The sequence below is a fragment of the Hominibacterium faecale genome (genome assembly GCF_020734085.1).
Lineage (GTDB): Bacteria > Bacillota > Clostridia > Peptostreptococcales > Anaerovoracaceae > Hominibacterium > Hominibacterium faecale.
In genome coordinates this window covers 335237-358145 of sequence record NZ_JAJAGH010000005.1, presented here as the reverse complement: position 1 = coordinate 358145, position 22909 = coordinate 335237, and the positions used below count along the sequence as shown (strand labels likewise).

At 49.2% G+C, this 22909-nt stretch carries 21 protein-coding genes; 12 read left to right on the top strand and 9 right to left on the bottom strand.

Features of this window, described 5'->3' with window-relative positions; all coding sequences use genetic code 11:
• Positions 1 to 13 precede the first annotated feature (13 nt).
• The 7 genes from LG211_RS06810 to LG211_RS06780 all read right to left on the bottom strand — a co-directional run bounded on the left by LG211_RS06810 (position 14) and on the right by LG211_RS06780 (position 9124).
• The gene (locus LG211_RS06810) at positions 14 to 910 is read right to left on the bottom strand and encodes a DMT family transporter (RefSeq protein WP_253020559.1); all 897 of its coding nucleotides are present in this window, start codon (positions 908 to 910) and stop codon (positions 14 to 16) included.
• A gap of 15 nt (positions 911 to 925) precedes the next feature.
• Complete coding sequence (locus tag LG211_RS06805; RefSeq protein ID WP_253020558.1) at positions 926 to 1843, bottom strand: AEC family transporter; 918 nt, start codon at positions 1841 to 1843, stop codon at positions 926 to 928.
• A gap of 147 nt (positions 1844 to 1990) precedes the next feature.
• Positions 1991 to 3061, bottom strand: coding sequence for a 3-isopropylmalate dehydrogenase (gene leuB / locus LG211_RS06800; protein ID WP_272490545.1), 1071 nt, complete (start codon positions 3059 to 3061; stop codon positions 1991 to 1993).
• 811 nt (positions 3062 to 3872) lie between these two features.
• Entirely contained in the window at positions 3873 to 4352 is a 480-nt protein-coding gene (gene leuD, locus LG211_RS06795) for a 3-isopropylmalate dehydratase small subunit (RefSeq protein ID WP_253020557.1), read from the bottom strand.
• A gap of 1 nt (position 4353) precedes the next feature.
• Positions 4354 to 5616: a 3-isopropylmalate dehydratase large subunit gene (gene leuC / locus LG211_RS06790; RefSeq protein ID WP_269477222.1), complete on the bottom strand. Its 1263-nt coding sequence runs from the start codon at positions 5614 to 5616 to the stop codon at positions 4354 to 4356.
• A gap of 15 nt (positions 5617 to 5631) precedes the next feature.
• On the bottom strand, positions 5632 to 7332 hold the full coding sequence (leuA, locus tag LG211_RS06785) for a 2-isopropylmalate synthase (protein ID WP_253020555.1): 1701 nt from the start codon (positions 7330 to 7332) through the stop codon (positions 5632 to 5634).
• A gap of 403 nt (positions 7333 to 7735) precedes the next feature.
• A complete protein-coding gene (locus tag LG211_RS06780) occupies positions 7736 to 9124 on the bottom strand; it encodes a sigma-54 interaction domain-containing protein (RefSeq protein WP_269477221.1) in 1389 nt (462 codons plus the stop codon).
• 282 nt (positions 9125 to 9406) lie between these two features.
• On the opposite strand from LG211_RS06780, the gene LG211_RS06775 reads away from it, so the two are divergent.
• From LG211_RS06775 to LG211_RS06730, 10 genes are all read left to right on the top strand, one after another.
• Positions 9407 to 10666 carry an MFS transporter gene (locus LG211_RS06775; RefSeq protein WP_269477220.1) on the top strand — a complete coding sequence of 420 codons (1260 nt, stop codon included), beginning with the start codon at positions 9407 to 9409 and terminating at the stop codon, positions 10664 to 10666.
• Positions 10667 to 10684: 18 nt separating this feature from the next.
• The gene (locus tag LG211_RS06770; RefSeq protein WP_269477219.1) at positions 10685 to 12085 is read left to right on the top strand and encodes an amidohydrolase; all 1401 of its coding nucleotides are present in this window, start codon (positions 10685 to 10687) and stop codon (positions 12083 to 12085) included.
• A gap of 23 nt (positions 12086 to 12108) precedes the next feature.
• Entirely contained in the window at positions 12109 to 12420 is a 312-nt protein-coding gene (locus LG211_RS06765; protein ID WP_253020551.1) for a DUF6506 family protein, read from the top strand.
• Between the two features lie 453 nt (positions 12421 to 12873).
• The gene (gene ilvB, locus LG211_RS06760; protein WP_253020550.1) at positions 12874 to 14535 is read left to right on the top strand and encodes a biosynthetic-type acetolactate synthase large subunit; all 1662 of its coding nucleotides are present in this window, start codon (positions 12874 to 12876) and stop codon (positions 14533 to 14535) included.
• Between the two features lie 13 nt (positions 14536 to 14548).
• The gene (gene ilvN, locus LG211_RS06755) at positions 14549 to 15064 is read left to right on the top strand and encodes an acetolactate synthase small subunit (RefSeq protein ID WP_253020549.1); all 516 of its coding nucleotides are present in this window, start codon (positions 14549 to 14551) and stop codon (positions 15062 to 15064) included.
• A gap of 53 nt (positions 15065 to 15117) precedes the next feature.
• On the top strand, positions 15118 to 16113 hold the full coding sequence (gene ilvC, locus LG211_RS06750; protein ID WP_148397886.1) for a ketol-acid reductoisomerase: 996 nt from the start codon (positions 15118 to 15120) through the stop codon (positions 16111 to 16113).
• A 560-nt stretch (positions 16114 to 16673) separates the two neighbouring features.
• Entirely contained in the window at positions 16674 to 18338 is a 1665-nt protein-coding gene (gene ilvD, locus LG211_RS06745; protein ID WP_417448593.1) for a dihydroxy-acid dehydratase, read from the top strand.
• Positions 18339 to 18510: 172 nt separating this feature from the next.
• Positions 18511 to 19020 carry a hypothetical protein gene (locus LG211_RS06740; protein WP_148397884.1) on the top strand — a complete coding sequence of 170 codons (510 nt, stop codon included), beginning with the start codon at positions 18511 to 18513 and terminating at the stop codon, positions 19018 to 19020.
• A gap of 226 nt (positions 19021 to 19246) precedes the next feature.
• On the top strand, positions 19247 to 19594 hold the full coding sequence (locus LG211_RS06735; protein ID WP_148397883.1) for an arsenate reductase family protein: 348 nt from the start codon (positions 19247 to 19249) through the stop codon (positions 19592 to 19594).
• 43 nt (positions 19595 to 19637) lie between these two features.
• Positions 19638 to 19811, top strand: a complete 174-nt coding sequence (locus LG211_RS06730) for a hypothetical protein (RefSeq protein WP_269477218.1) — start codon at positions 19638 to 19640, stop codon at positions 19809 to 19811.
• Between the two features lie 340 nt (positions 19812 to 20151).
• Here LG211_RS06730 and LG211_RS06725 read toward each other — a convergent pair whose 3' ends face one another.
• The gene (locus LG211_RS06725) at positions 20152 to 21039 is read right to left on the bottom strand and encodes a DMT family transporter (RefSeq protein ID WP_253020547.1); all 888 of its coding nucleotides are present in this window, start codon (positions 21037 to 21039) and stop codon (positions 20152 to 20154) included.
• Between the two features lie 4 nt (positions 21040 to 21043).
• On the bottom strand, positions 21044 to 21769 hold the full coding sequence (locus LG211_RS06720; RefSeq protein ID WP_148397881.1) for a nitroreductase family protein: 726 nt from the start codon (positions 21767 to 21769) through the stop codon (positions 21044 to 21046).
• 119 nt (positions 21770 to 21888) lie between these two features.
• Here LG211_RS06720 and LG211_RS06715 point away from each other — a divergent pair, with 119 nt between their 5' ends.
• Positions 21889 to 22596 carry an AzlC family ABC transporter permease gene (locus tag LG211_RS06715; protein WP_253020546.1) on the top strand — a complete coding sequence of 236 codons (708 nt, stop codon included), beginning with the start codon at positions 21889 to 21891 and terminating at the stop codon, positions 22594 to 22596.
• A complete protein-coding gene (locus LG211_RS06710; RefSeq protein ID WP_148397879.1) occupies positions 22593 to 22904 on the top strand; it encodes an AzlD domain-containing protein in 312 nt (103 codons plus the stop codon). Before LG211_RS06715 ends, LG211_RS06710 begins: the two co-directional genes overlap by 4 nt.
• Positions 22905 to 22909: the final 5 nt, after the last annotated feature.

Below are 22909 nucleotides of genomic sequence, written 5' to 3'. Positions count from 1 at the left end.
GGCGGCCCGTTTTCTACCCGTGTCTTGTTTCGTCTGGCGCGGCGGCCGATTCTGCCTGCTGGCTTTTGTTTTCAGCAATGCACCAGATGGTAACCGCAGCAATGACGATCATGCCGCCGATAAACGCAAAGAATCCTGGCCTTTCTCCGTCAAAAAGGAAGACCCAAACCGGATTCAGCAGCGGCTCCAGCATGCCGATGAGGGAGCAGGCCAGCGGCGAACAGTCCTTGGCAGCGATGGCATACAGCACATAGGGGATTCCCAGCTGAAAGACTCCCAGAATTATCACGAACCAAATCTCAGACGGAGCGATGGATGAAGTAAAGTATGCTCCGACGGGAATGCCTGCGGCTGCGGTGAGGATGTGGGCGAAGAGAATTCCACTCATGCGGATGGAATCGTCATCGCCGCCCTGTCCCACCAGTACGAACATGATCGACAAAAACAGGCCGGCCAGGATACCCAGGATGTTGCCGGCGATGTTCCCCGGCGAAAGCTGGTCCAGGAAGAACAGCACAATACCGGCGGCAGTAATGATCACGACTACGATCTCCCGCCGTTTGATTTTTTGGTGCAGAAATAGCACGGAAATGATCAAAATGAAGATGGGTGCCGTATATTGTAAAACGATGGCATTGGCAGCGGTAGTCAGCTTGTTGGCCGATACGAAGCACATAAAAGAAATTGCCAGGCTGACACCCGCCCCTGCGGAAAAGCCGCAGACCTTGACAGGAATCTTGGCTATGTACATATACAGGCCCAGGACCATCGCAGATATCAAACTCCGGCCGCCTGCGATGAGAAATGGACTCCAGGAAATCCATTTAATAAAGATACCACTGATGCTCCAAAGGCATGCGCACAGCGCCATGAGGAACATCGCTTTTTTTTGCGCATTTTTCGTTTCCATGTTTCCTCCGTAACGTTATTGTAATAGAAAGCACCATCCGGTGATGGTGAACAATGATAACAGCGTTGATAAAACAACCACCTTGGAAGCCAGCTCCGCATCCCCGTGGTATTGGGCGGCCAAAAGAGCGGTGGTCGTGCCGGCCGGCATTCCCGATAGTATGACCGAAACGCCGGTGATCAGCGGATCGATCTGGAGTCCTTTGCACACAAGAAAGACAACTCCGGGAATGAGAACGAGCCGCAGGCCGCAGAAAAGCAGGTTGGGAATGGAAACCATGGTTTTCCATTCCACGTCCATCAGCAGCATGCCTACCACCAGCATGGACATGGCGGTGCAGCAGCCGCCCAGTTTGTCCAGTGTGTCCGTGATGAGGACGGGCAGGGGAACCTGCAGGAACATAATCAAAAGACCGATATAGACAGCGATCATACAGGGGTGGAGCCCCACTTTGAGGATCATCGCCCGGCGGTTTTTGGCTCTGGCAAAATAAGAGAGTCCGGCCGACCACATGACGATCCGCAAAGGAATCAGATAAATAGCGGCATAGGATAAACCAGTCAGGCCGTAAATGCTTTCCGCCATGGGGTAACCCATGAATCCCGAGTTGGAGCAGACTGTGGCATATTGGAAAATATGCTTGGCATCTTCCTCCAGCCGGTTGAACAGAAAGCGGCTGAGAAGCAGACAAAAAATCTGAACGCCGGCCGCGATCAAAAGGATAATCGCAAAGTTGAGGAGCATCCGATAGGAAAATTCTATGATAAAGGACTTTACGATGTTGCATGGCAAAATCACATAAAGGACCAGATTGGTCAGACATCGCCGGCCTTCCGGCGTGACCAGCTTTTTCTTGCCTGTCACCATGCCGATGATGATGAAAATAAACAGCATGCCCTGCAGGTCCAGCATCTGTATGAGCGCATTTCCCATTTTCCAGCTCCTTTCTCAATATTTCCAGATTGTACAGCATCCATTATATAGCCCCAAAATCAGGAAGTCAAAGGAAAGCACACAAAAAAACAAGCCTTCCGTTTTGCCGCCGGCAGGCTCGTTTTTTCGTTCTATAAAAGGCGCATCTTAGATGGCTGCCAGAATCCGATCTCCGGCTTCCTGCGTACCCATCTGCTTTCCTCCATTCGCCATCAGATCCGGTGTCCGATAACCGTCTGCCAGGACTTTTTTGACAGCAGCTTCGATATCGTTTGCTTCATCGGAAAGGCCGAAGGTGTAGCGGAGCATCATCGCAGCCGATAGAATGGTTGCCATGGGATTAGCTTTATCCTGTCCGGCGATATCCGGAGCGGAGCCGTGTACCGGTTCGTACATGCCAAAGTTGCCTTTTGCCAGGCTGGCTGACGGGAGCATGCCGATGGAGCCGGTGATCTGGCTCGCCTCATCAGAAAGAATATCTCCGAAAATATTGCTGGTCACGATGACGTCGAACTGCTTGGGGTTGAGGATCATCTGCATGGCGGCATTGTCCACATACAAGTTGTTCAGCTCCACATCCGGATAGTCTTTAGCCACTTCGGCGACGACTCTCCTCCAGAGGCGGGAGCTTTCCAGCACATTGGCCTTATCCACGCTGGTGACTTTTTTATTCCGTTTCATGGCCATATCAAAGGCGACGATGGCGATTCTGCGGACTTCTTCTTCCGCATACTGCTCCACGTCATAAGCGGCGGGACCCAAATCCGTATCCTTCACGCCCTTTTCTCCAAAATAGATGCCGCCGGTCAGCTCCCGGACAACGACAATATCCAGTCCCCCGGCCGTGATTTCCGGTTTGAGGGGGCAGGCTTGGCTGAGCTCATCGAAGAGAATTGCCGGCCGCAGATTGGCGAAAAGACCCAGCTCTTTTCTAAGACCCAAAAGGGCGCGCTCGGGGCGCTCATCTCCGGGAAGGGTATCCCATTTCCACCCTCCAACAGCTCCCAGCATAACGGCATCGCTGGCCTTGCACACTTCTACGGTTTCCCGAGGAAGGCATCCTCCGGTGGCATCGATGGCCGCGCCTCCGGCCAGGACCTTGGTGTATTCGAAGTGGTGGTTATATTTTTCTCCGATCCGATCCAGGACTCTCAGAGCCTGGGTGGTGACTTCGGGGCCGATCCCGTCTCCGGGGACGACTGCTATTTTGTAATTCATAATCGTATCTCCTATCTTTATATGTACATGCCTAATTATAAACCGTGAGGGCCTTTTTTGCAACGGTTACCGACCCTTACAGAAATGTAAGAAATTCGTAAGATAAATCGATGGATTCGTTAATAATTGGAAGTTATACTTAGATCATAAAGTGATACAAGGAAAGAGAGGATGGGGTGTATGAAAAAATTTATAGTTGGGGCTATTGCAGTAGCGATTATTGCCGTCGGATTTTGCGGCGCTGCCATCAAGGATAAAATTCCGTCAGCATAGAAGAAAAAAGTGTGTTCAGTATTCAATGAAAGGAGATCATATATGAAACTTATGTTAGGACTCATGGCCGTGACAGTCATCGGAATCGGATTTTGCATCGCGGCGCTGAAAAATAAGTTTTCTGTCAAGAAAACCACAGTGTAATCATAAGAAACGTCTTAAAGTGTGTAGAAGGATTAAATATAAAACGTGTGCATAGGAAGCTGCGCCTCCCATGCACACGTTTTTTATTATACGAGTTTTGCGAAGCATTGAAGCAAGAAAGCCCTGAAAAAATTACACCTTCGAGGCGTAAGCTAAATGTGGAAAATTATATTGAAAGTTTTCCTTTTTTACGCAAAGTTATGGGTTTGCGGGGCCGGATCCGGAGAAATGATGGGATTAGCTGCTTCTGGCTGATATCGAGAGGGTGCAACCGTTGAAAATAGCGTAAAAACTTGAAATTTTTTTGATTCTTTGCCGCAATCCCAGAAACCTATTCCCCTAATAAAAAATAACGGCAAAGCATAAAGCTGAGCCGTTATTCCTTTTTTGTTTCTCACTTCAAACTGTTCATCAGGCCGCCTTTTGCCATAATGTCCTTGATAAAATCAGGGAATGGCAGGGCCTGGTAGGTTTCGTTCTTTGTCAGGTTGGTGATGAGTCCGGTGTTGAAATCCACACTGACTTCATCCCCATCCTCTATTTTTTTGCTCGCTTCCGCGCATTCCAGGATCGGCAGTCCGATATTGATGGCGTTGCGGTAGAAAATACGGGCAAAGGTGTTGGCGATCACACAGCTGATGCCGCTGGCCTTAATGGCGATCGGCGCATGCTCTCTGGAAGAGCCGCAGCCGAAGTTGTCCCCTGCGACCATGATATCGCCGTCCTTTACTTTGGCGACGAATTCCTTGTCGATATCTTCCATGCAGTGAGACGCCAGTTCTTTGTGATCCTGAGTGTTTAAATGTCTTGCGGGAATGATAACGTCTGTATCTACATTATTTCCATATTTATGTACTCTGCCTTTTGCATCCATCCTATTTGCCTCCTTTCGGTCCGCTGATCTTTCCGGCGATGGCCGATGCTGCCGCTACTGCGGGACTGGCCAGATATACTTCGCTTTCCGTGTGTCCCATTCTTCCCACAAAGTTGCGGTTGGTGGTGGCGACGCACCGCTCGCCTGCCGCCAGAATTCCCATGTGTCCGCCCAGGCAGGGTCCGCAGGTTGGGGTGGAAACAACGCATCCGGCATCGATGAAGATGTCCAGATATCCCAGCTTGATGCAGTCCTTATAAATCTGCTGGGTGGCGGGGATGATGATCGCCCTTACATCGGGATGAATGTGCTGGCCTTTTAAGATTTCAGCCGCGATACGCATGTCGCTCAGCCTTCCGTTGGTACAGGAACCGATCACAACCTGCTGAATAGGAACATCGCCCACCTGATCAATGGTCCTGGTGTTTTCAGGAAGGTGGGGGAAAGAAACCGTAGGCTTGAGGGACGATAGGTCGATCACGTAAGTTTCGTCGTATTGGGCGTCGGCGTCCGCCTCGTACTTCGTCCATTCCCGGTTTACCCGGCCGTCCATATATGCTTCGGTAACTTCATCCACCGGGAAAATTCCGTTCTTGGCTCCGGCTTCGATGGCCATGTTGGCAATGCACAGGCGGTCGTCCATGGTCAGGCTGGCTACGCCTTCTCCTGTAAATTCCATGGATTTATAGAGAGCGCCGTCAACGCCGATCATGCCGATGATGTGCAGAATGACATCCTTGCCGCTGACGTTTTCAGGCAGAGCGCCGGTCAGTTGGAATTTCAGAGCTGTCGGGATTTTAAACCATGCCTGGCCTGTTGCGATACCCGCCGCCAGATCGGTGCTCCCAACGCCTGTGGAAAAAGCGCCCAGCGCGCCGTATGTGCAAGTGTGGGAGTCGGCTCCGATGATAGCGTCGCCTGCCGCGACCAACCCCTTTTCAGGGAGAAGGGCATGTTCAATGCCCATGTTCCCCACATCATAAAAATGATCGATGTCAAACCGTTTGGCAAAGGTCCGGCACTGTTTGCACTGCTCCGCCGATTTGATGTCCTTATTAGGTGTAAAATGGTCCATAACCAGAGAAACCTTGCTTTTATCAAAGACTTCTCCGAACTGGGCTTTTTCAAATTCATTGATGGCAACGGGACCGGTGATATCGTTGGCCAGAACCATATCCAGGTTGGCCCGGATCAATTGGCCGGGTACAACGTGATCCAGACCGGCGTGGGCTGCCAGGATTTTTTGTGTCATTGTCATTCCCATGTCTGTTTCCTCCTTTTATTTTACAAACTTTCTTATCTTGTTTTCCCGATTGAGGGCACTGACCAATGCGTTGACAGAGGCCAGAATGATATCCTCGTGGGTTCCTACGCCCCAGTACTCTCCGCCTTCGCTGTCCGCAATGCAGATGTAGGCTGCGGCTCTTGAACTGGAGCTTGATTCCAACGCATGCTCCGAGTAAGTGACCAGGGTGTAATCGAAGTGATACGGCGTCTTTTTCAAAGCGTTGTTGATTGCGTTGAGACGCCCGTTTCCTTCGGCAGTAATCTCGAAAACATCGCCGCCGATGTCAACCCGCATATCGACGATCATGCCGTCATCCGCTTTGTAGGTGGACATCTTTTTAAAGGTGGCATCCGTGATGTCGATGGGATCGAAGTAATTGATATATTCCTCACTGAAAACTTTAAAAATTTCCTCCGAGGACAGCTCTTTGTGGGAGCGGTCGGAAATATCCTTCATCATATAGCCCACTTCTTCCCGCATCTGTTTGGGCAGGTCGAAACCATAATCCCGTTCGAGAATGTAGGCGATTCCGCCTTTTCCCGACTGGCTGTTGATCCGAATGACATCCCCTTCGTATTCCCGGCCCACATCCTTGGGATCGATGGGCAGATAGGGGACGGTCCATTGGTGAAGCTTTTTGTGTTTTCTCCACTTCATGCCCTTGGCAATGGCGTCCTGGTGGGAACCGGAGAATGCGGCAAACACCAGCTGTCCGCCGTAGGGCTGACGAGGATGAACCTTGATGTCAGTGAACTTTTCATACATTTCCACCACTTCCGGCATGTTGGAAAAGTCCAGCTTTGGATCCACGCCGTGGGAGAAGAGATTCATTGCCAGAGTGACCACATCCACGTTTCCGGTCCGCTCTCCATTTCCAAACAGGGTTCCTTCGATTCGGTCGCCGCCTGCCAAAAGACCCAATTCCGCATCGGCAACTCCAGTGCCCCGGTCATTGTGGGGATGGAGGGAAATCAGGATGTTCTCCCGGTTGTGGAGCGTTTTGCACATGTACTCGATCTGATTTGCATAAACGTGGGGCATGGACATGGATACCGTTGCCGGCAGGTTGATGATAACCTTATTTTCCGGAGTCGGTTCCCAGATATCGATCACGGCATTGCAGATGTCCCGGGCAAAATCCATTTCTGTGCCGGTAAAGCTTTCCGGGGAATACTCAAATTGAAATTCCGTTTCCGGATACTTGGCGGCGTATTTTTTGATCAGTTTGGCGCCGCTGGCCGCGATATCGATGATCTCATCTTTTTCCGCTTTAAAAACCTGTTCTCTCTGGGCCAGGGAAGTGGAATTATATAAATGTACGATTGCTTTCTTGGCGCCCACCAGAGACTCGAAGGTTTTCTTGATAATATGTTTTCTGGACTGGGTCAGCACCTGAATGGTGACATCTTCCGGGATCAGATCGTCATCGATCAGTCTCCGCAGAAATTCATATTCAGTTTCCGATGCAGCGGGAAAGCCTACTTCGATTTCTTTGAAACCCAGTTTGACAAGGAACTGGAAAAACTCCAGCTTTTCCTCCAGACTCATGGGAACGATCAGAGCCTGATTTCCATCTCGCAGGTCCACGCTGCACCAAATCGGTGCCTTTTCAACGTGATCTTTTTTGATCCATTCCATTTCTGTCTGCGGCGGCGGAAAATACCCCACCTGATACTTGTCGTAATTTTTCATTTCCAGTCTGTTCCTTCCTTTCTTCTAAATCGTAAGCATATTCCTGGGAATCGGCAAAGCCGGCTTTGTTCTAAAAAAATACCTCCGCCTTTTATGCAGATTGCTGCATAAGAGACGAAGGTTTGATTTCAAACTTCCGCGGTACCACTCTTATTGGTCCCGGCTATCACCAGGGGCCCACTCTGGGCATTCAAGCCGATCGGCTGAATGCTGAAAGATGCCCGGCATAAGGCGCATCTTTTAAGATTTTGCTCCGGGGTGAGACACCAGCCCTATGATCTGCAGCCTTTCCACCCGCCGGCTGCTCTCTGTAAGATGTTTGAGGTCTGATTTATTCCCTTCAACGCAACAATATGAAATTTCAAAAGTTACTAATCAGTATAACCGTTCGTGGAGGCGTTTGTCAATCAATTTTATATTTTTTTAGTTTTCTGGAGATCGTGGACTGGTCCACTTTGAGCTGACGGCCGATTTCAGCGGTTGTCTGATATCGTATCTTTGCTTCTGTCAGCAGAGTTCGTTCAAAATGGTCCCTCAGCTGCTGATACGTTGAATGCTCCACATCCATGGTGCAAGAGAGAGGCGCAGGATCTTCCGGCTCGAGAATTCCTGGCAGATGATTCACCGTAAGCACCTTTTCAGTGGAAAACAGGACCAGCCTTTCAATGAGGTTTTCCAATTCTCTGACATTGCCGCGGAGCTGGAGCTGGGACAGATGATTGATGAGCTCGTGGCTCAAAACTTTTTGCAGCTGATAACGTTCATTGAATTTAAGGCGGAAGGTTTCCGCTAAAATAGGAATGTCTTCAGCCCGCTCCCGCAAAGGGGGGATTTGCAGGTTGAGGACATTGAGCCGATAGTACAAATCTTCCCGGAAACGCTTCTTTTCAATCTGCTCTTTCAGATTTTGATTGGTGGCAGCGATGATCCGGGTATTTACTTTTAAAGGACGGGTTCCACCGATTCGAAAAAATTCTTTTTCCTGCAAGAGACGCAGCAGCTTTACCTGGAGATCATATGGCATGTCGCCGATTTCGTCTAGAAACAGAGTCCCGTTGTCGGCCAGTTCTACAAGGCCCTGTTTCCCAGAGGGCTGGGCACCGGTGAAGGCTCCCTTTTCATAGCCGAAGAGCTCCGACTCGATCAGAGATTCGGGGACAGCGCCGCAGTTGATGGTAAGAAATGTGTTGTCCGCCCGCTGGCTGTTATCGTGAAGAAATCTGGCGATCATGCTTTTTCCCGTTCCGGATTCGCCGAGAATTAGAGCAGTGGAATCCGTCTTAGCAATGATTTCCGCCTTATCAATGATCGTTTGCATCAGGGGGCTTCGATAGACAATGCCGGCGTTGGCTGCCGCGTCTTTTTTCAGCTGCAGCAGTTCCATGCTGTATTTCAGATTGCTGGCCGTCAAATCCTCGATTATGCGGCGCTTATCGCTAATATCAAAGAGGCAGCAGATGACATACTCGATTTCTTTGGATTGGCCCCAATAGGGAATCCCCTTTACCATGACTAAATACTCAGAACCGGAGCTGCCTGCCGATAGCTGTTCCAGAACGACGGTTTGTTTCTGCCTCATGACTTTTCGCGAAACGGAATCGTGGATGATCTTTTTTTCAATCATGTCACCCACCGTCATGCCGGTCAGATAGCGGTCCGTGTAGCCTGTCAATTTTTCATATTCCAGATTGGTCATAATCACGTTTTCGTTCTTGTCGATTAAAATAATGGCGCAGGCGGCATTGTTGACAATAAACCGCAATAAGTTTAAATCCGTAATTTTTTCAATCATTTTTATGTCCTCTTGGAAGTAATGGGAGGAAATGTATGCAAAATTACATACACTATGAATTTTATCATACATTTCTTGAAAACAAAAGAAACTTCAACGAAGATGGACAAGAAAAGGTATGAATTTTTGCATGGATCGGAAAGCGGTCTAAGGGAAATCGGCTGAATTTTATGAAAAATAACGGGCTTTAATGGTTTTAACGAGAAAAAAGGGTGGCACAGTAATTGCATTTATCCATAAACAGAATAAATATTTCATTCGGAACGCAGGGAGGTATCGTTTATGAACAAAGTAGGGTTAAGACAAAATGGAAGGTTTTATTATGGCTGGGTGCTGATGATTGTGGGATTTCTCATGATGTCAATCGCCTACACGGGATGTATTTCCATCACAAGTGTATTTGTAATACCGGTTACGGAAGCTTTCGGGGTCGATCGAGGATCCTTCCTTTTGTACCAAACCATTCTTCTGTTGGTGTCAATTGGAGTGACGGCTTATTATGGAAAGCGTATGGCAAAGGGCAATGTCAAACGAATCGTTGTGATTTCCGCACTGGTTGCGGCTGCCGGTTACGTTATTTTTGCAATGGCAAAATCCTTGTACATGTTTTACTTCGGCGCGATTTTTCTCGGTGTGGGATTTTCCAATTGTACAGTTCTGCCTTTGTCCATCATCCTTAACAACTGGTTCGGCGGCAAAGTAAGGGGAACAGCAATGGGATTCTGCTTTGTAGGAAGCGGCGTCGGCGGGCTGGTTATTCTGCCGCTGCTCAACTCAGTTATTTCCAGTTCGGGCTGGAGAACGGGATACTTGGTTCTGGCTGTTCTCTTCGGAGTGGTAGCGGCCATGGCATTGATTTTTCTTGTGAAAACACCAGAGCAAAGAGGCTTTGTAAGAATGGGAGAGACCCTTGCGGAAACTCAAAAAGAAAGTACTGGCGAAGCAAAAGGCATGGTTGTAAGAGAAGCTCTGAAAACGCCTATGTTTTGGATGATCGCGGCATCTGCGATCTTGACGACTTTTGGTTCTACGGCCATTCTTTTCAACTCGGCGCCCTTTTTCATCGATTGCGGGTTTTCCGTGGAAAAGGCTGCCCTGATCGCATCCTTCAATTTGGGCATGATCGCCATCGGAAAAATTTTGATCGGTTTTCTGTGCGATAAGTTTGGAACAAAGTTCGGATCCATTTTTTCGGCTGTGATCTTTGGACTGCAGTTTGTATGTTTGGCTCTGATGACCATAAATCCAGTGGTGTTTGTCTTTGGCGCAGTCATTTGTTACGGAATCGGAGGCGGAGGAATTACCGTCTGCCCGCCGCTGCTTGTAAACGCGCTCTTTGGTGAGAAGGATTACGGCAATATTGCAGCGGGAATGAATATGGCGACCAACTTTGGGGGCACCTTCGGAGGAACCCTGGCAGCTGTCATCTTCGATGTGACAGGCAGCTATGTGGCATTCTGGTGCATGGCGGCCGGTTCCATGGCGATCGTTGTTATTCTAAGATTGATCTGTTTCAGATTGAGAAAAAAATATACATATTAGTGCGGGAGGTTATGAAGTATGAAAACATTAAAAACACAAGCAATTTCCTGGATCGAGGACAATCAGGATAAGCTGATGGACATATCATGGAAGATATGGGAAAATCCAGAATTAAGCATGCAGGAGTATTACGCATCGTCCTTGCTTACGGATTACTTGGACAAAGAAGGATATCAGGTTGAGAAAGGAGCGGCGGGAATGCCCACGGCCTTTCTTGCGGAATATGGTGATGAGGGGCCGGTAATCGGATTTAACTGCGAGTATGACGCCCTGCCGGGGTTGTCCCAGGACAAGAATTGCGCTTACCCGGAAAGCTTGCAGAAAGGAGCTCCGGGACACGGGTGCGGACATAATCTAATGGCAATCGGAGGAGTTACGCCCGCCACTGCCCTAAAGTCGCTGATTGATGCAAAAAAACTGAAAGCCAGAATCAAGATATTTGGGACTCCGGCCGAAGAAATGTGCCTGGCAAAACCATTCTTTGCAAGAGAAGGATATTTTAAAGGGCTGGACTGTGTATTGGATTGGCATGTAATGCCTTATACCAAGGCCGGCTTCACAGAATGCGTAGCCTTTTTCAACTTCCAGTATCATTTTAAAGGAAGAACCGCCCACGGAAATTCTCCGTGGCTTGGAAGAAGTGCGCTGGACGCGGCCGTGCTCATGGGCAATGCTCTGGAGTTTTTGCGGGAACATGCCCAGCCTGGAAAGCCTGGCGGTGAGACCACATTGAATTATACGTTCGCAGATATCGGCGGGGGTCCCAATGTGGTGCCAGACCGGGCCACGCTATGGTGCGTGGGCAGGATGGGAGACTCGGAATCCATGCGGCAACTGGCGGCAAGGGTGGATGACTGCGCCAACGGTATTGCCCTGGCTACCGGGACAACCGTAGAAAAAGAGATCATTACCATGACCCATGAAAAACTGCCCAACAAGACCATTTCTCAAGTCATGAGCCGCAATCTGGAACTGGTGGGTATGCCGAAATTTTCCCAAGAGGACTGCCGGTTTATTGCAAAGATACAGGAAGAGGCCGGCGTTGAAGTCACACCTATGGGACGTCCGCCGCTGCCTTTTGAATGCAGCAGCATGCCGGTCAATGACTCGTCGGAATACAGCTGGTTTGCGCCGATGGATATTCTGCTGATTGAAATGGTACCTGAGGGACTGCCTCTCCACAACTGGGTCGTTACAGCCCTTGCGGGCCGCGATGCCGGCAGACAGGCGGTCATGACCGCAGCTAAAACATTGGCCTGTACAGCAGTGGAACTAGTGGAAAATCCCCAGCTGATCGAAGAGGCGAAAGAGGAGCTGAGGCAGCGTCAGGGAGGCAGGCCATATGAAGTGCTCTTAGATCCAAAGCTAAAGCCGGCGCTGGATGCCAATGCGGCGGAAATGAGTAAATATAGAAAATAAAGGTTAAAAAGGAGGCGCGGACTATGAAAAGAAAAGTCGCTTTTATGTTTATTAATGGTGATTTGAAAGAAGCGCAGAGAGCCGTCATGAAAACCGGGGAAAAGGGCGAATTGATTTTGATCGGTGTCGGAAGCTATGAACAGGCGGTAGAGCAAGCGGGGAAACTGGCCGAAGAGGGAGTCGTTTCTCTGGAACTGTGCGGAGGCTTCGGAGTGCTGGGACATGGCCAAGTGGTAAAAGCCGCCAATGGGGCATATCCGGTAGGCATTGTACGCTTTGATAATCATCCGGGATATGATGGTTTATCAGGGGATGAAAAGTGGATGCAGGCATGAACAAGTTCAACTGAATTTGATTAAAAAGCGCGGGTATCGGTCCAGGCCATTGGACTGGTATCCGCTGTTTTATCTTTCTCTTTTGGATGGCCCTGGACAGGCGTATCACAGGCCAAAAACTGTCTAAAATGAAAGGCGTTTAAAAGATTTTGATAGAGGAGCATTTATTTTTCGGATCACAGCTTTCCCCTTGTACAGGGGTATAATGAAATTTCCACGACCTGATATGCAAAGCCGGATTTTCGAGTAATTAAAGTTTTAAAAAGTTGAATTTGTGATTATAAACTATAAAAATAAAAAAATATTGTGAAAAAACACAAAAACGCATTGACTTTATTAAAAAAAGCTCTATAATAGGTTGTGCTAGAACAAAAAATGGTGTATAAGTGTAAATAACATCCATTATTGAGAAGGACAAATACGAAAAATTTGAAAGTAAAGGAAGAATGCGAAATGAAGTTAACAGGATCACAGTTAGTAGCGGAAATTTTGTTGGAGCATGGTGTGGATACGGTATTCGGATACCCGGGCGGAACAGCCTTGAATCTATACGATGTGCTGTACGAGTACAGAGACAAAATTAAGCACGTCCTTACAGCCCATGAGCAGGGCGCTGCCCATGCAGCGGATGGCTATTACAGAGCTACTGGAAAAACAGGCGTTGTCTTTGCCACCAGCGGGCCGGGAGCAACCAATCTGGTCACAGGCATCGCGACGGCTTTCATGGACAGTGTTCCCATGATTGCCATAACGGCCAACGTACCGGACAGTTTGATCGGACGTGATGCTTTTCAGGAAATATGCATTACTGGTGTGACCTTGCCCATTACGAAACACAGCTTCTTTGTAAATAGAATTGAGGATTTGGAGCATGCCATACGGGAATCCTTCCGCATTGCAAACAGCGGCAGAAAAGGTCCGGTGCTGATCGATATTACTAAAGACGTTACAGCCGACACCATTGACTATAAAAAAGGAAAACCACTTGAGCTTCAGCCCCATCCTTTGGCTGACGACGATGAGGTGGCGGAAATCGCAGCCATGATCAATCAGGCGGAACGGCCGGTCATCTATTTCGGAGGCGGCGTACCGGCTTCGGACGCGGGAGATGAGCTCAATCAATTGATCGAAAAGGCCGATATCCCAGCTACATATACGTTGATGGCCGCCGGAATTCTGGGATACGAAAACAAAAGAAACCTGGGGCTGATCGGCATGCACGGCAGCATTGCCGCCAACCGGGCGGTAGACCGGGCTGACCTTCTGGTGGCTCTGGGATGCAGGTTCAGCGACCGTGTAGCGCTCAACCCGAAGAAATTTGCCAAGCGGGCGAAAAAAGTTCAGGTGGACATCGATAAGAGCGAAATCAATAAAAATGTAATTGTAGATAAAAGCGTTATCAGCGATGTTAAGGATTTTCTGCAAAAACTGCTGCCCATGATCGAAAAACGAGACCATGGAGAATGGGTGGCCCAATCCACCGAATGGAAGAAAAAGACCGGCGATGTTAAGTGCCAGGATGCGGAGCTGCATCCAAGCGAAGTTGTAACAGCGGTATGCGACTTGACGGATAAAGAAACGATTTATGTGACGGATGTAGGACAGCACCAAATGTGGGCTGCTCAATATCTCAAGCATGACAAAACAAAAGATTTCATCACCAGCGGCGGACTGGGAACCATGGGCTTCGGCTATGGAGCGGCCATCGGCGCTCAGGTGGGATGTCCGGAAAAACGGGTCATCCACTTCACAGGAGACGGTTCCTTCCATATGAACCTCAACGAGGCATGCACCGCTGTCAGTGAAGAACTTCCTATTATAACCATCATTATGAATAACCGGGTGCTGGGGATGGTTTATCAGTGGCAGACCAGCTTTTATGGACGCCGCTATTCGGCCACAACGCCGGAACGAAAAACCGATTTCCCCAAATTGGCTGAAGCCTTTGGTGCAAAGGGTTATTCCGCCTCAACACCTACGGAGTTTGAAGATGTGTTCAAAAAAGCCTTGAAAGAAAAGGGCCCGGTATGGATCGACTGTGCCATTGCAAGGGAAGAACGAGTACTGCCTATGATTCCAGGCGGCGGTACGGTTGAAGATATGATTATCGGATAGGAAGGAGAAGGCAATGGATAAAACACTGAAAAAAGAAGTAATCAGCATTTTAGTCGATAACCAGTCCAACGTTTTGACTCGGGTAGTCAGCCTTTTCGGCAGAAGGGGATTCAACATCGATTCGCTGACTGTTTCCGCGACCAATACCCCGGAGATTTCCAGGATTACCATTGTGTTTACAGGAACAGAGCAGGCCCTGCACCAGATTCTTACTCAGACAGAAAAACTAGAAGTGGTGCGTGATATTTTCACGCTGGATGCGGGAAACAGTCTTTACAGAGAGCTGCTGCTGGTTAAGATTAAATGCGATAAAAACGACCGGACGGCCATCCGGGAGATTATTGAAATCTATAGAGGAAAAATTATCGACTTGTCCAAAGACAGTATGATCGTAGAGCTCACCGGAGCGCCGGAAAAGCTGGACGGCTTTATGGATATGATGAATTGCTACGATATTGCTGAGGTGTGCAGAACCGGTATCACAGGTATTGAAAGAGGGATACGGGAACATAACATCGAGAAAAATTAATGTTTAACAACTAAAGTTTATTTCAATTAAATATGTAAAGGAGATTTTTTAAAATGATTAAGAAGTATTATGATCAGGATTGTAATTTAGGATTATTAGACGGAAAAACCGTAGCGATCATCGGATTTGGAAGCCAGGGCCATGCTCATGCGATGAATCTCAATGAAAGCGGCGTTAATGTAGTAGTAGGTCTGAGACCCGGATCCGCCCACGCTGCAAAAGCAGAAGCAGCAGGACTGAAAGTTGTAGGCATTGAAGAGGCAGCTGAAGCAGGAGATATCGTAATGATGCTGGTGCCGGACGAACTGGCTGCCGATATTTATAAGGAACAGGTTCAGCAGCACATGAAGGAAGGCAACATTCTGGCATTTGCTCACGGCTTTAACATCCACTTCAATCAGATCGCGCCCGCTGCCAACGTAGACGTTATCATGATTGCTCCGAAAGGACCTGGTCATACAGTAAGATCTCAGTATGTAGAAGGCAAGGGCGTACCAAGCCTGATCGCAGTTTATCAGGACGCATCCGGCAAAGCCAAGGACTATGCTCTGGCATATGCTTCCGGTATCGGCGCTGGCCGTGCGGGAATCCTGGAAACAACCTTTAAAGAAGAGACAGAAACAGACCTCTTCGGTGAGCAGGCTGTACTGTGCGGCGGCGTAACCGAGCTGATGAAGGCTGGATTTGATACACTGGTAGAAGCCGGATATGAGCCGGAAATGGCATACTTCGAATGTATCCACGAAATGAAGCTGATCGTTGACCTGATCAATGAAGGCGGTTTCGATAAGATGAGATATTCCATCTCCAATACAGCGGAATACGGTGATTACAGAACCGGAACAAGACTGATCACAGAGGATACTCGTAAGGAAATGAAGAAAGTCTTGTCCGAAATTCAGGATGGAACCTTTGCCAGCGAGTTCATTCAGGAGTTCAAGGCAGGCGGAAGAGCGAGATTCTTGGCAACAAGAAAGAAGGAGTCCGAACATCTGCTGTGCAAGGTCGGCGCTGAGCTGAGAAAGATGATGAGCTGGTTGAAGAAATAGAGGAGGAAAACGTTTTGCTCCGGCAAGGCCTTTTTCCCCGGGGCTTTAGCGCCGCTGGGAAAACGGACAGCGAAGCGACCGGCGGGAGCGGAGGAGCGGGCCCTTGGCCCGCGTTGTCCTCGGCTGCGCCTGCGGAGTTTGCTTGCGCAAGAACGTTTTCCTTGGCGGGGAGTTGGGGCAAAATCGGGTTGATTATCGTAAAACTCCCCATTTGCTCTGCTCCACGATGATTTCTTATCGCTGATTGCACAATATGGGCTGATCAGCGATGGTTTTTCTCCATTTTAGGGCCGGTGGACCGCAAAATGGCCCTGTATTTATCGTGGAATGGTTGATTTTCTGGCCGGAGCGATAATTTGCGGCCGGAAGGGCGCCCCCCCGAGCTCGTCTGGGCGCCTGGGGCGCTGGAATTGCCCCGCGGCCGCATCTGTTTTTGGTTTACCATAATGAAAATAGATTGTTTTCTGCAAAATTGGTGCAATCTTTAATATCGGGCGGCCGCATGGAGCAAAATCGCTTTTATGCGACAGCCCCATTGGTGTAGAAAGGAAGAATAACCTATGACACTGAGAAGTGCGAAAGTTACCCAAGGTGTGGAAAAGGCTCCCATGAGGAGTTTGTTCTATGCCATGGGATATACGAAGGAAGAGCTGGATCGGCCGCTGATCGGCGTTGTTTCAGCGAAAAGTGAAATTGTGCCGGGACATATGCACCTGGATAAAGTAGCGGAAGCTGTAAAAGCCGGTGTGAGAATGGCTGGCGGAACTCCGATTGAAATTCCGTCCATTGGTGTGTGCGATGGCATTGCCATGGGTCATATCGGAATGAAGTACAGCCTGGCCAGCCGGGAACTGATTGCCGACAGTGTGGAGACGATGGTCATGGGTCATGCCTTAGACGGAGTTGTGCTGGTTCCCAATTGCGACAAGATTGTTCCGGGCATGGTGATGGCGGCTGTGCGAATGGACATTCCGGCTGTCGTTTGCTCCGGAGGGCCGATGATGTCCGGACTAGTAAACGGCGAGGAAACCAGCTTGTCCAAGATGTTTGAAGCAGTAGGAGCGAGAAAAGCAAATCTAATCGATGACGACAAGCTAGAAGAATTTGAACAGAACACCTGCCCGGGATGCGGATCCTGCTCAGGTATGTACACGGCCAACAGCATGAACTGCCTGTGTGAAGCCATCGGCATCGCCCTGCCTGGAAATGGAACGATTCCAGCTGTGGAGAGCGGCCGAATTCGTTTGGCAAAACATGCGGGTATGGCGATTATGGAGCTGGTGGAGAAGGATATTACTGCCAGAGATATTATTAACGAAAAGTCGATTAAGAATGCCCTGGCCTGTGATATGGCGCTGGGCTGTTCATCCAACAGCGTTCTCCATTTGCTGGCCATCGCCAATGAAGCGGGAATCGAGTTGAACCTGGATATCTTTAACCAATTCAGCGGCAAGGTTCCCAATCTGTGCCACCTGGCACCTGCAGGCGATACCCATATGCACGATCTCAACAGGGCCGGCGGCTTGATGGCTGTCTTTAGTGAACTGGATAAGAAAGGCTTGATCGATAAGAGCCTGATTACGGCCACCGGCAAGACGGTTGGTGAGAATATGGAAGGCGCCTCAGTAAAGGACTATGAGATCATTCGTCCGGTGAGCGACCCTTACAGTGAAACCGGCGGCATTGCCATACTTTGGGGAAATATTGCACAGAACGGATGCGTCGTTAAGAGAAGCGCGGTAGCGCCTGAAATGCTGGTTCACAGCGGACCTGCCCGCGTGTTCAACAGCGAAGAGGAGGCCATCGAAGCCATCTACGGCGGCAAGATCGTGGACGGAGATGTGGTTGTGATTCGCTATGAGGGACCAAAGGGCGGCCCGGGCATGCGGGAAATGCTCAACCCAACCAGCGCTTTGGCCGGTATGAAGCTGGATAAGACGGTCGCTTTGATTACGGATGGACGGTTCAGCGGCGCCAGCAGAGGCGCCTCGATCGGACACGTTGCTCCTGAAGCGGCTGCCGGAGGAAACATTGCTTACTTGCAGGAAGGCGACTTGATTGAAATTGATATCCCTGCTTCGACGATCAATGCCAAGATCAGCGACGAGGAATTCCAGAAGAGAATGGCAGCGTATAAAGCGCCTGATTTTGGAGCAAAGTCAGGATGGCTTGCAAGATATCAAAGAAACGTGACTTCTGCAGATAAAGGGGCCGTTATGGAGTAGAAAAGCCAGGGGATCAATGTTTGGCTGTGATTTTGAAAAAATAAGTAGTTGAAGCAGGCAGTGCAAAATTTTAGGATGCCTGCTTTTTCTATGGAAAATATTTGAAAACTATCTTGAGAATCCTTCATGAATATGGTAGGATATAAGGGCTATAGGAGAGAAGGAAGGAAATATGGACATCGAAGAAATGGGCTTGAGACTGGCCATGGCGTATGATAAGATACGGGCCAGTAATACAGATATAAAAAATGAGGCCGATGGTCTCAAGGGGGAATTGAATACGCAGTTGTCCAACATGGATCAAGAACTGGAGATGGAAAAAGACAGTCTGCGGGCGGTTATGAAGGCTGAACTCTGCGAATTAAGAAAAGCCTTGAAAACACAAACTGATGATCTGCGAAAAGAACTTCAGGATGAACTGGCGGATATTGAAGGCGGAACGGAAAGCGAGTCGTCTGAGGACATTCCTCAAAAAAAAGTCGTACCGCTGACAAAAGAGATGGAATCTGAGCTGGAAGAAATGAAGGCGCAGATGCAGCTGACGATAAAAGAGATGGAGGAGCAGTCCCAGCAGGAAATGACCGATCTCATCGAGCGGTCGGGAGATGAACTAAGCGCTGCTCTTGAAGAAATAATCGCAAAGGCAAGAACTACCCCTGTGCAAGAGGACGAGGAAAAATGACGTGCAAAAGGGAGCTGGTATCTTTTTGATGCCAGTTTTTTTGTAAAGAAAATCCGATTCACGCATATAATAAAGAACGTGCGCAGGACAAAGGGTCCCATCAAAGCTTGCCAGATGGCAGATTTGGGGAACGCAGGCATGACATGGGCCGAAGAATCCTGCGGGGATAACAGTTGCAATAACCGGTCAACTGGTTTATGATAAAAGAGAAAGAGAGGTACAAGAGATGAAAGTTTATTGCTATCCAAAATGCACAACCTGCAAGAAAGCGCTCAAATGGCTGGATGAGCAGGGGAAAGCATATGAGGAGATCGACATAAAAGAACATAACCCATCCAGGGAGGTCCTGAAAGATGCTTATGAAAAAAGCGGACTTCCTTTGAAAAAGTTTTTTAATACCAGCGGGCTTAAATATAAAGAGCTGCACTTGAAAGACAAGCTGGCGGACATGTCCGAAGACGAGCAACTGGATTTGCTGGCTACGGACGGAATGCTGGTGAAGCGTCCTTTGATCATCAACGATGATGTTGTTCTGACGGGGTTCAAGGAAGCGGAGTGGGCTGAAAAGCTTTAGGCGCGCCGGAACGTTATAGGTTACAAAAGGGAGGAATATGATTATGAAACAGGGATTCGCAGCGAAGAGACACGGAGCACCAAAGGAAGATATCACAAGAGATCGGGAGCCAAAGACAAAAGGCCTTCTGGGAGGATTGGCGGTCACCACCGTTCTCCTGGCAGGAATTGCGGCGATCAGTCTGCGGCTTGCTCAAAAACTTAAAAAAGAGGATTAGAGAAGAGGGAAAAGGGCTGCCGCATAAAGAATGAGTTCTACAGTGTGCGGCGTCCAGCGCTTGCAGCGGCACCATTTTTGCGATTTTGCGAAAGTGGTGCTTTTTTCGTGCCTTTTAAAGGGGCTATCAAAGCAGGGGTCCTGGAGAATTCAGACACGTGAAGTTGTAACATTCCAATCACTGGGGGCAGCGATCAAATTGTCATAAAATAAAAATTCTCTCCATTTATATTCGAAATGGGGCATTTCGCAAGCAATGTCCATAGAAATATGGCCTTTTGGGGATATCGAATAGAAATCGGCAAAAAAAGTGAAAAAGGGCACCGTTCGCCCTGGAGGGCTCACTCCTCCGAGGATGGCATCACAGAGGCCAAGGTGATTCCGATCGCGATGAGGACTGCTCCCGCCAATCCCGCCAGCGACAGGCGCTCGCCGAGGATAAAAAAGGAAGCGATTGCAGTAAAGACCGGCTCTGTGCAAAAAGCCAGCGAGACAAAGGTGGCCGAGACTTTACGCAGGGCAATGTTCTGCAGGATATAGGCAATGCAGGTGCACGCCACCGCAAGATACACGACGGAGGCCCACCCTTCCGGCGAGGCCTGGCCCAGATCTTTGATATCCTCAAAGACAACAGCGAAGAGAAACGACACGATGGCCGTAATCGCGGCTTGGGCAGCCGAAAGGGCAAGGGGGCCAATGGCTGTGACGTGTTTTGAACTGTAGATTAACATGCCGGCGCCGGATAAAGCGCTGAGCAGGGCCAGCAGTTCTCCCGCGCCGAAGGTGAATTTGCCCCCGTTGGCGCACAGAAAATAAAGACCGACCACTACCATGAAAATAATCAAAGCGAAGCGGCGGCTGATGGTTTGCCGGAGGATAAAAAAAGAGAGAATGGGGGTGAAGACCACCGAAAATGCCAGTAAAAACCCCACAACGGTAGCATCCGCCAAATGCAGGGCAAAGGTGGAAAAAATAAAGGAAGCGGCAGTAAAAAGACCGATCACAATACAGTTTGCAAGATATTCCTTTTTAAACTGGGGGATGATCTGCCTGCCGAAAGCCAGCATGAATAAAGCAAACGCTAACGTAAAGCGAATGCCCATACAAGAAAAAGGCGGTATTGTTTCCACACTGATCTTGGTGATCGGATTACCGATCCCCCAGATCAGGCATTGCAGTATAACCAGACTGCCGTAAAAGACAGGCGTCCTCTCTTTCTTATCGGACATTCAATCACTCCTCCTCCATGGAAACATATTTGGCGCTGTTGCCCAGTTCAAATTTGCCGCCGGCGGCCAGCTCAAAATGAGCCTTGGCGATCCCCAAATCCACATAATCAAATCGATCCGTATCCGGTACAGAAGCGCGGAGAACCCCGGCCTTATAGAGAAACAAAACCTTTTGCGTATTGCGGGTAGACGGAGCCTTCTGCACAGCCTTCATCCCTTTTTTTAGCCAGAGCGGCGGTTCACCCACCACCTCGGACATCTCACCGATGGATTTTGTTTTACGATGGATTGCTTTGTAAATCATCCGTTCCCGAAGTGTTTCTTCCTCCGGCACATTGCCCACTGTGATCACACAGATCAGATCCTCGTCTGGAGCTTTGCGGATGCCGGAAGCATCAAAGGTTCCGCCGACCCAGCAGGTTCCAAGCCCCAGAGCAGTTGCCTCCAGGATCAAAAGCTCGCCGTAGTAACCGATCTTTTCCTTAAGATAAGGATCCTTTGCAGGGCCTTTCATGATGAAGAGGGAGCGGACGCCTTTAAATAAACCGTAACTTTTGCGGATGCCGGAAAAAGCCGCGCTTCCGTTCTCCATAAAGCGGATGGTTAAATTAGATTTCTGGTTGTATTCCTCGATACGACTTTTGAGCAGCGCTGTCTTTGCGGGCTCGATGGGCGTGCTCAGGTAGGTTCTGCGGGATTTTCGAATGTCAATCGCTTGCGTAATATTCATAGTTCACCTCCAATGTCTGTGAGGAAACGATACCACAATTTTGTCCCAAATTCAACCTTGGGAAGAAAGGGATTCTATGTTAAAATAACAAAGTATGAGTAGAAATTTAGGAGTAAGTGATGAGAAACGAAATTGCAAGAGGTATGAAAGATGCGATCCCAATCTGCGCAGGATATCTGGCGGTGGGGTTTACGTTTGGAATGGCGGCTGTAGCAACCGGAGCCACTGCCGGCGGCGCGGCCCTGATTTCCTTTACCAACCTGACTTCGGCGGGCCAGTTTGCCGGACTCACTGTGATTGCGGCCGCAGCGCCGTATTTTGAAATGGCGCTGACCCAGCTGGTCATCAATCTCAGGTACGCCCTTATGTCGCTGTCATTATCACAAAAACTGGAACCCTCCATAACCAGAGTGGAACGGTGCATCATTGCCTTCAGTATAACGGACGAAGCCTTTGCCTTGGTCAGCACCCAAGACGGGCGGGTTGGAAAACACTACATATATGGAATCATGTCAGTGTGTATCGCATCCTGGACATCGGGAACCTTTTTTGGAGCTGTCGCCAGCTCTGCCCTGCCTGAAGCGGTCAGCAGCGCCCTGGGCATTGCCATCTACGGCATGTTTCTGGCCATTATCATTCCGCCGGCTAAGCGGGAAAAATCCATTACCGCTGTGATTCTGATCGCCGTGATTTTGAGCTCGGTACTCCGCTGGGTACCGGTACTGGATCAGATTTCGCCGGGATTTGCCATCATCATTTGTACTATGATCGCTTCCGCGGCAGGGGCGGTCATCCATCCCATCAAAGAGGAGGAGCTGTATTCATGAACTTTTATTTATACGTTCTGGTGATGGCGGTTGTAACCTATTTGATCCGCATGATCCCGCTGGTGCTGGTGGACCGGGAAATTAAAAACACGTTCATAAAGTCCTTTTTGTACTATGTGCCTTATGCGGCACTGGCATCCATGACCTTTCCGGCGATCCTCTTTTCCACCACGCAGATGGCGGCTGCCATCGCAGGTTTCGCAGTGGCGGTTTTCATGGCGCTTCGGGAAAAGGGGCTGCTGCTGGTAGCTTTGGGCGCCTGCATAACCGTGTTTGTGGTGGAGCAGGGAATGGCTTTTCTGATGTAAAATCC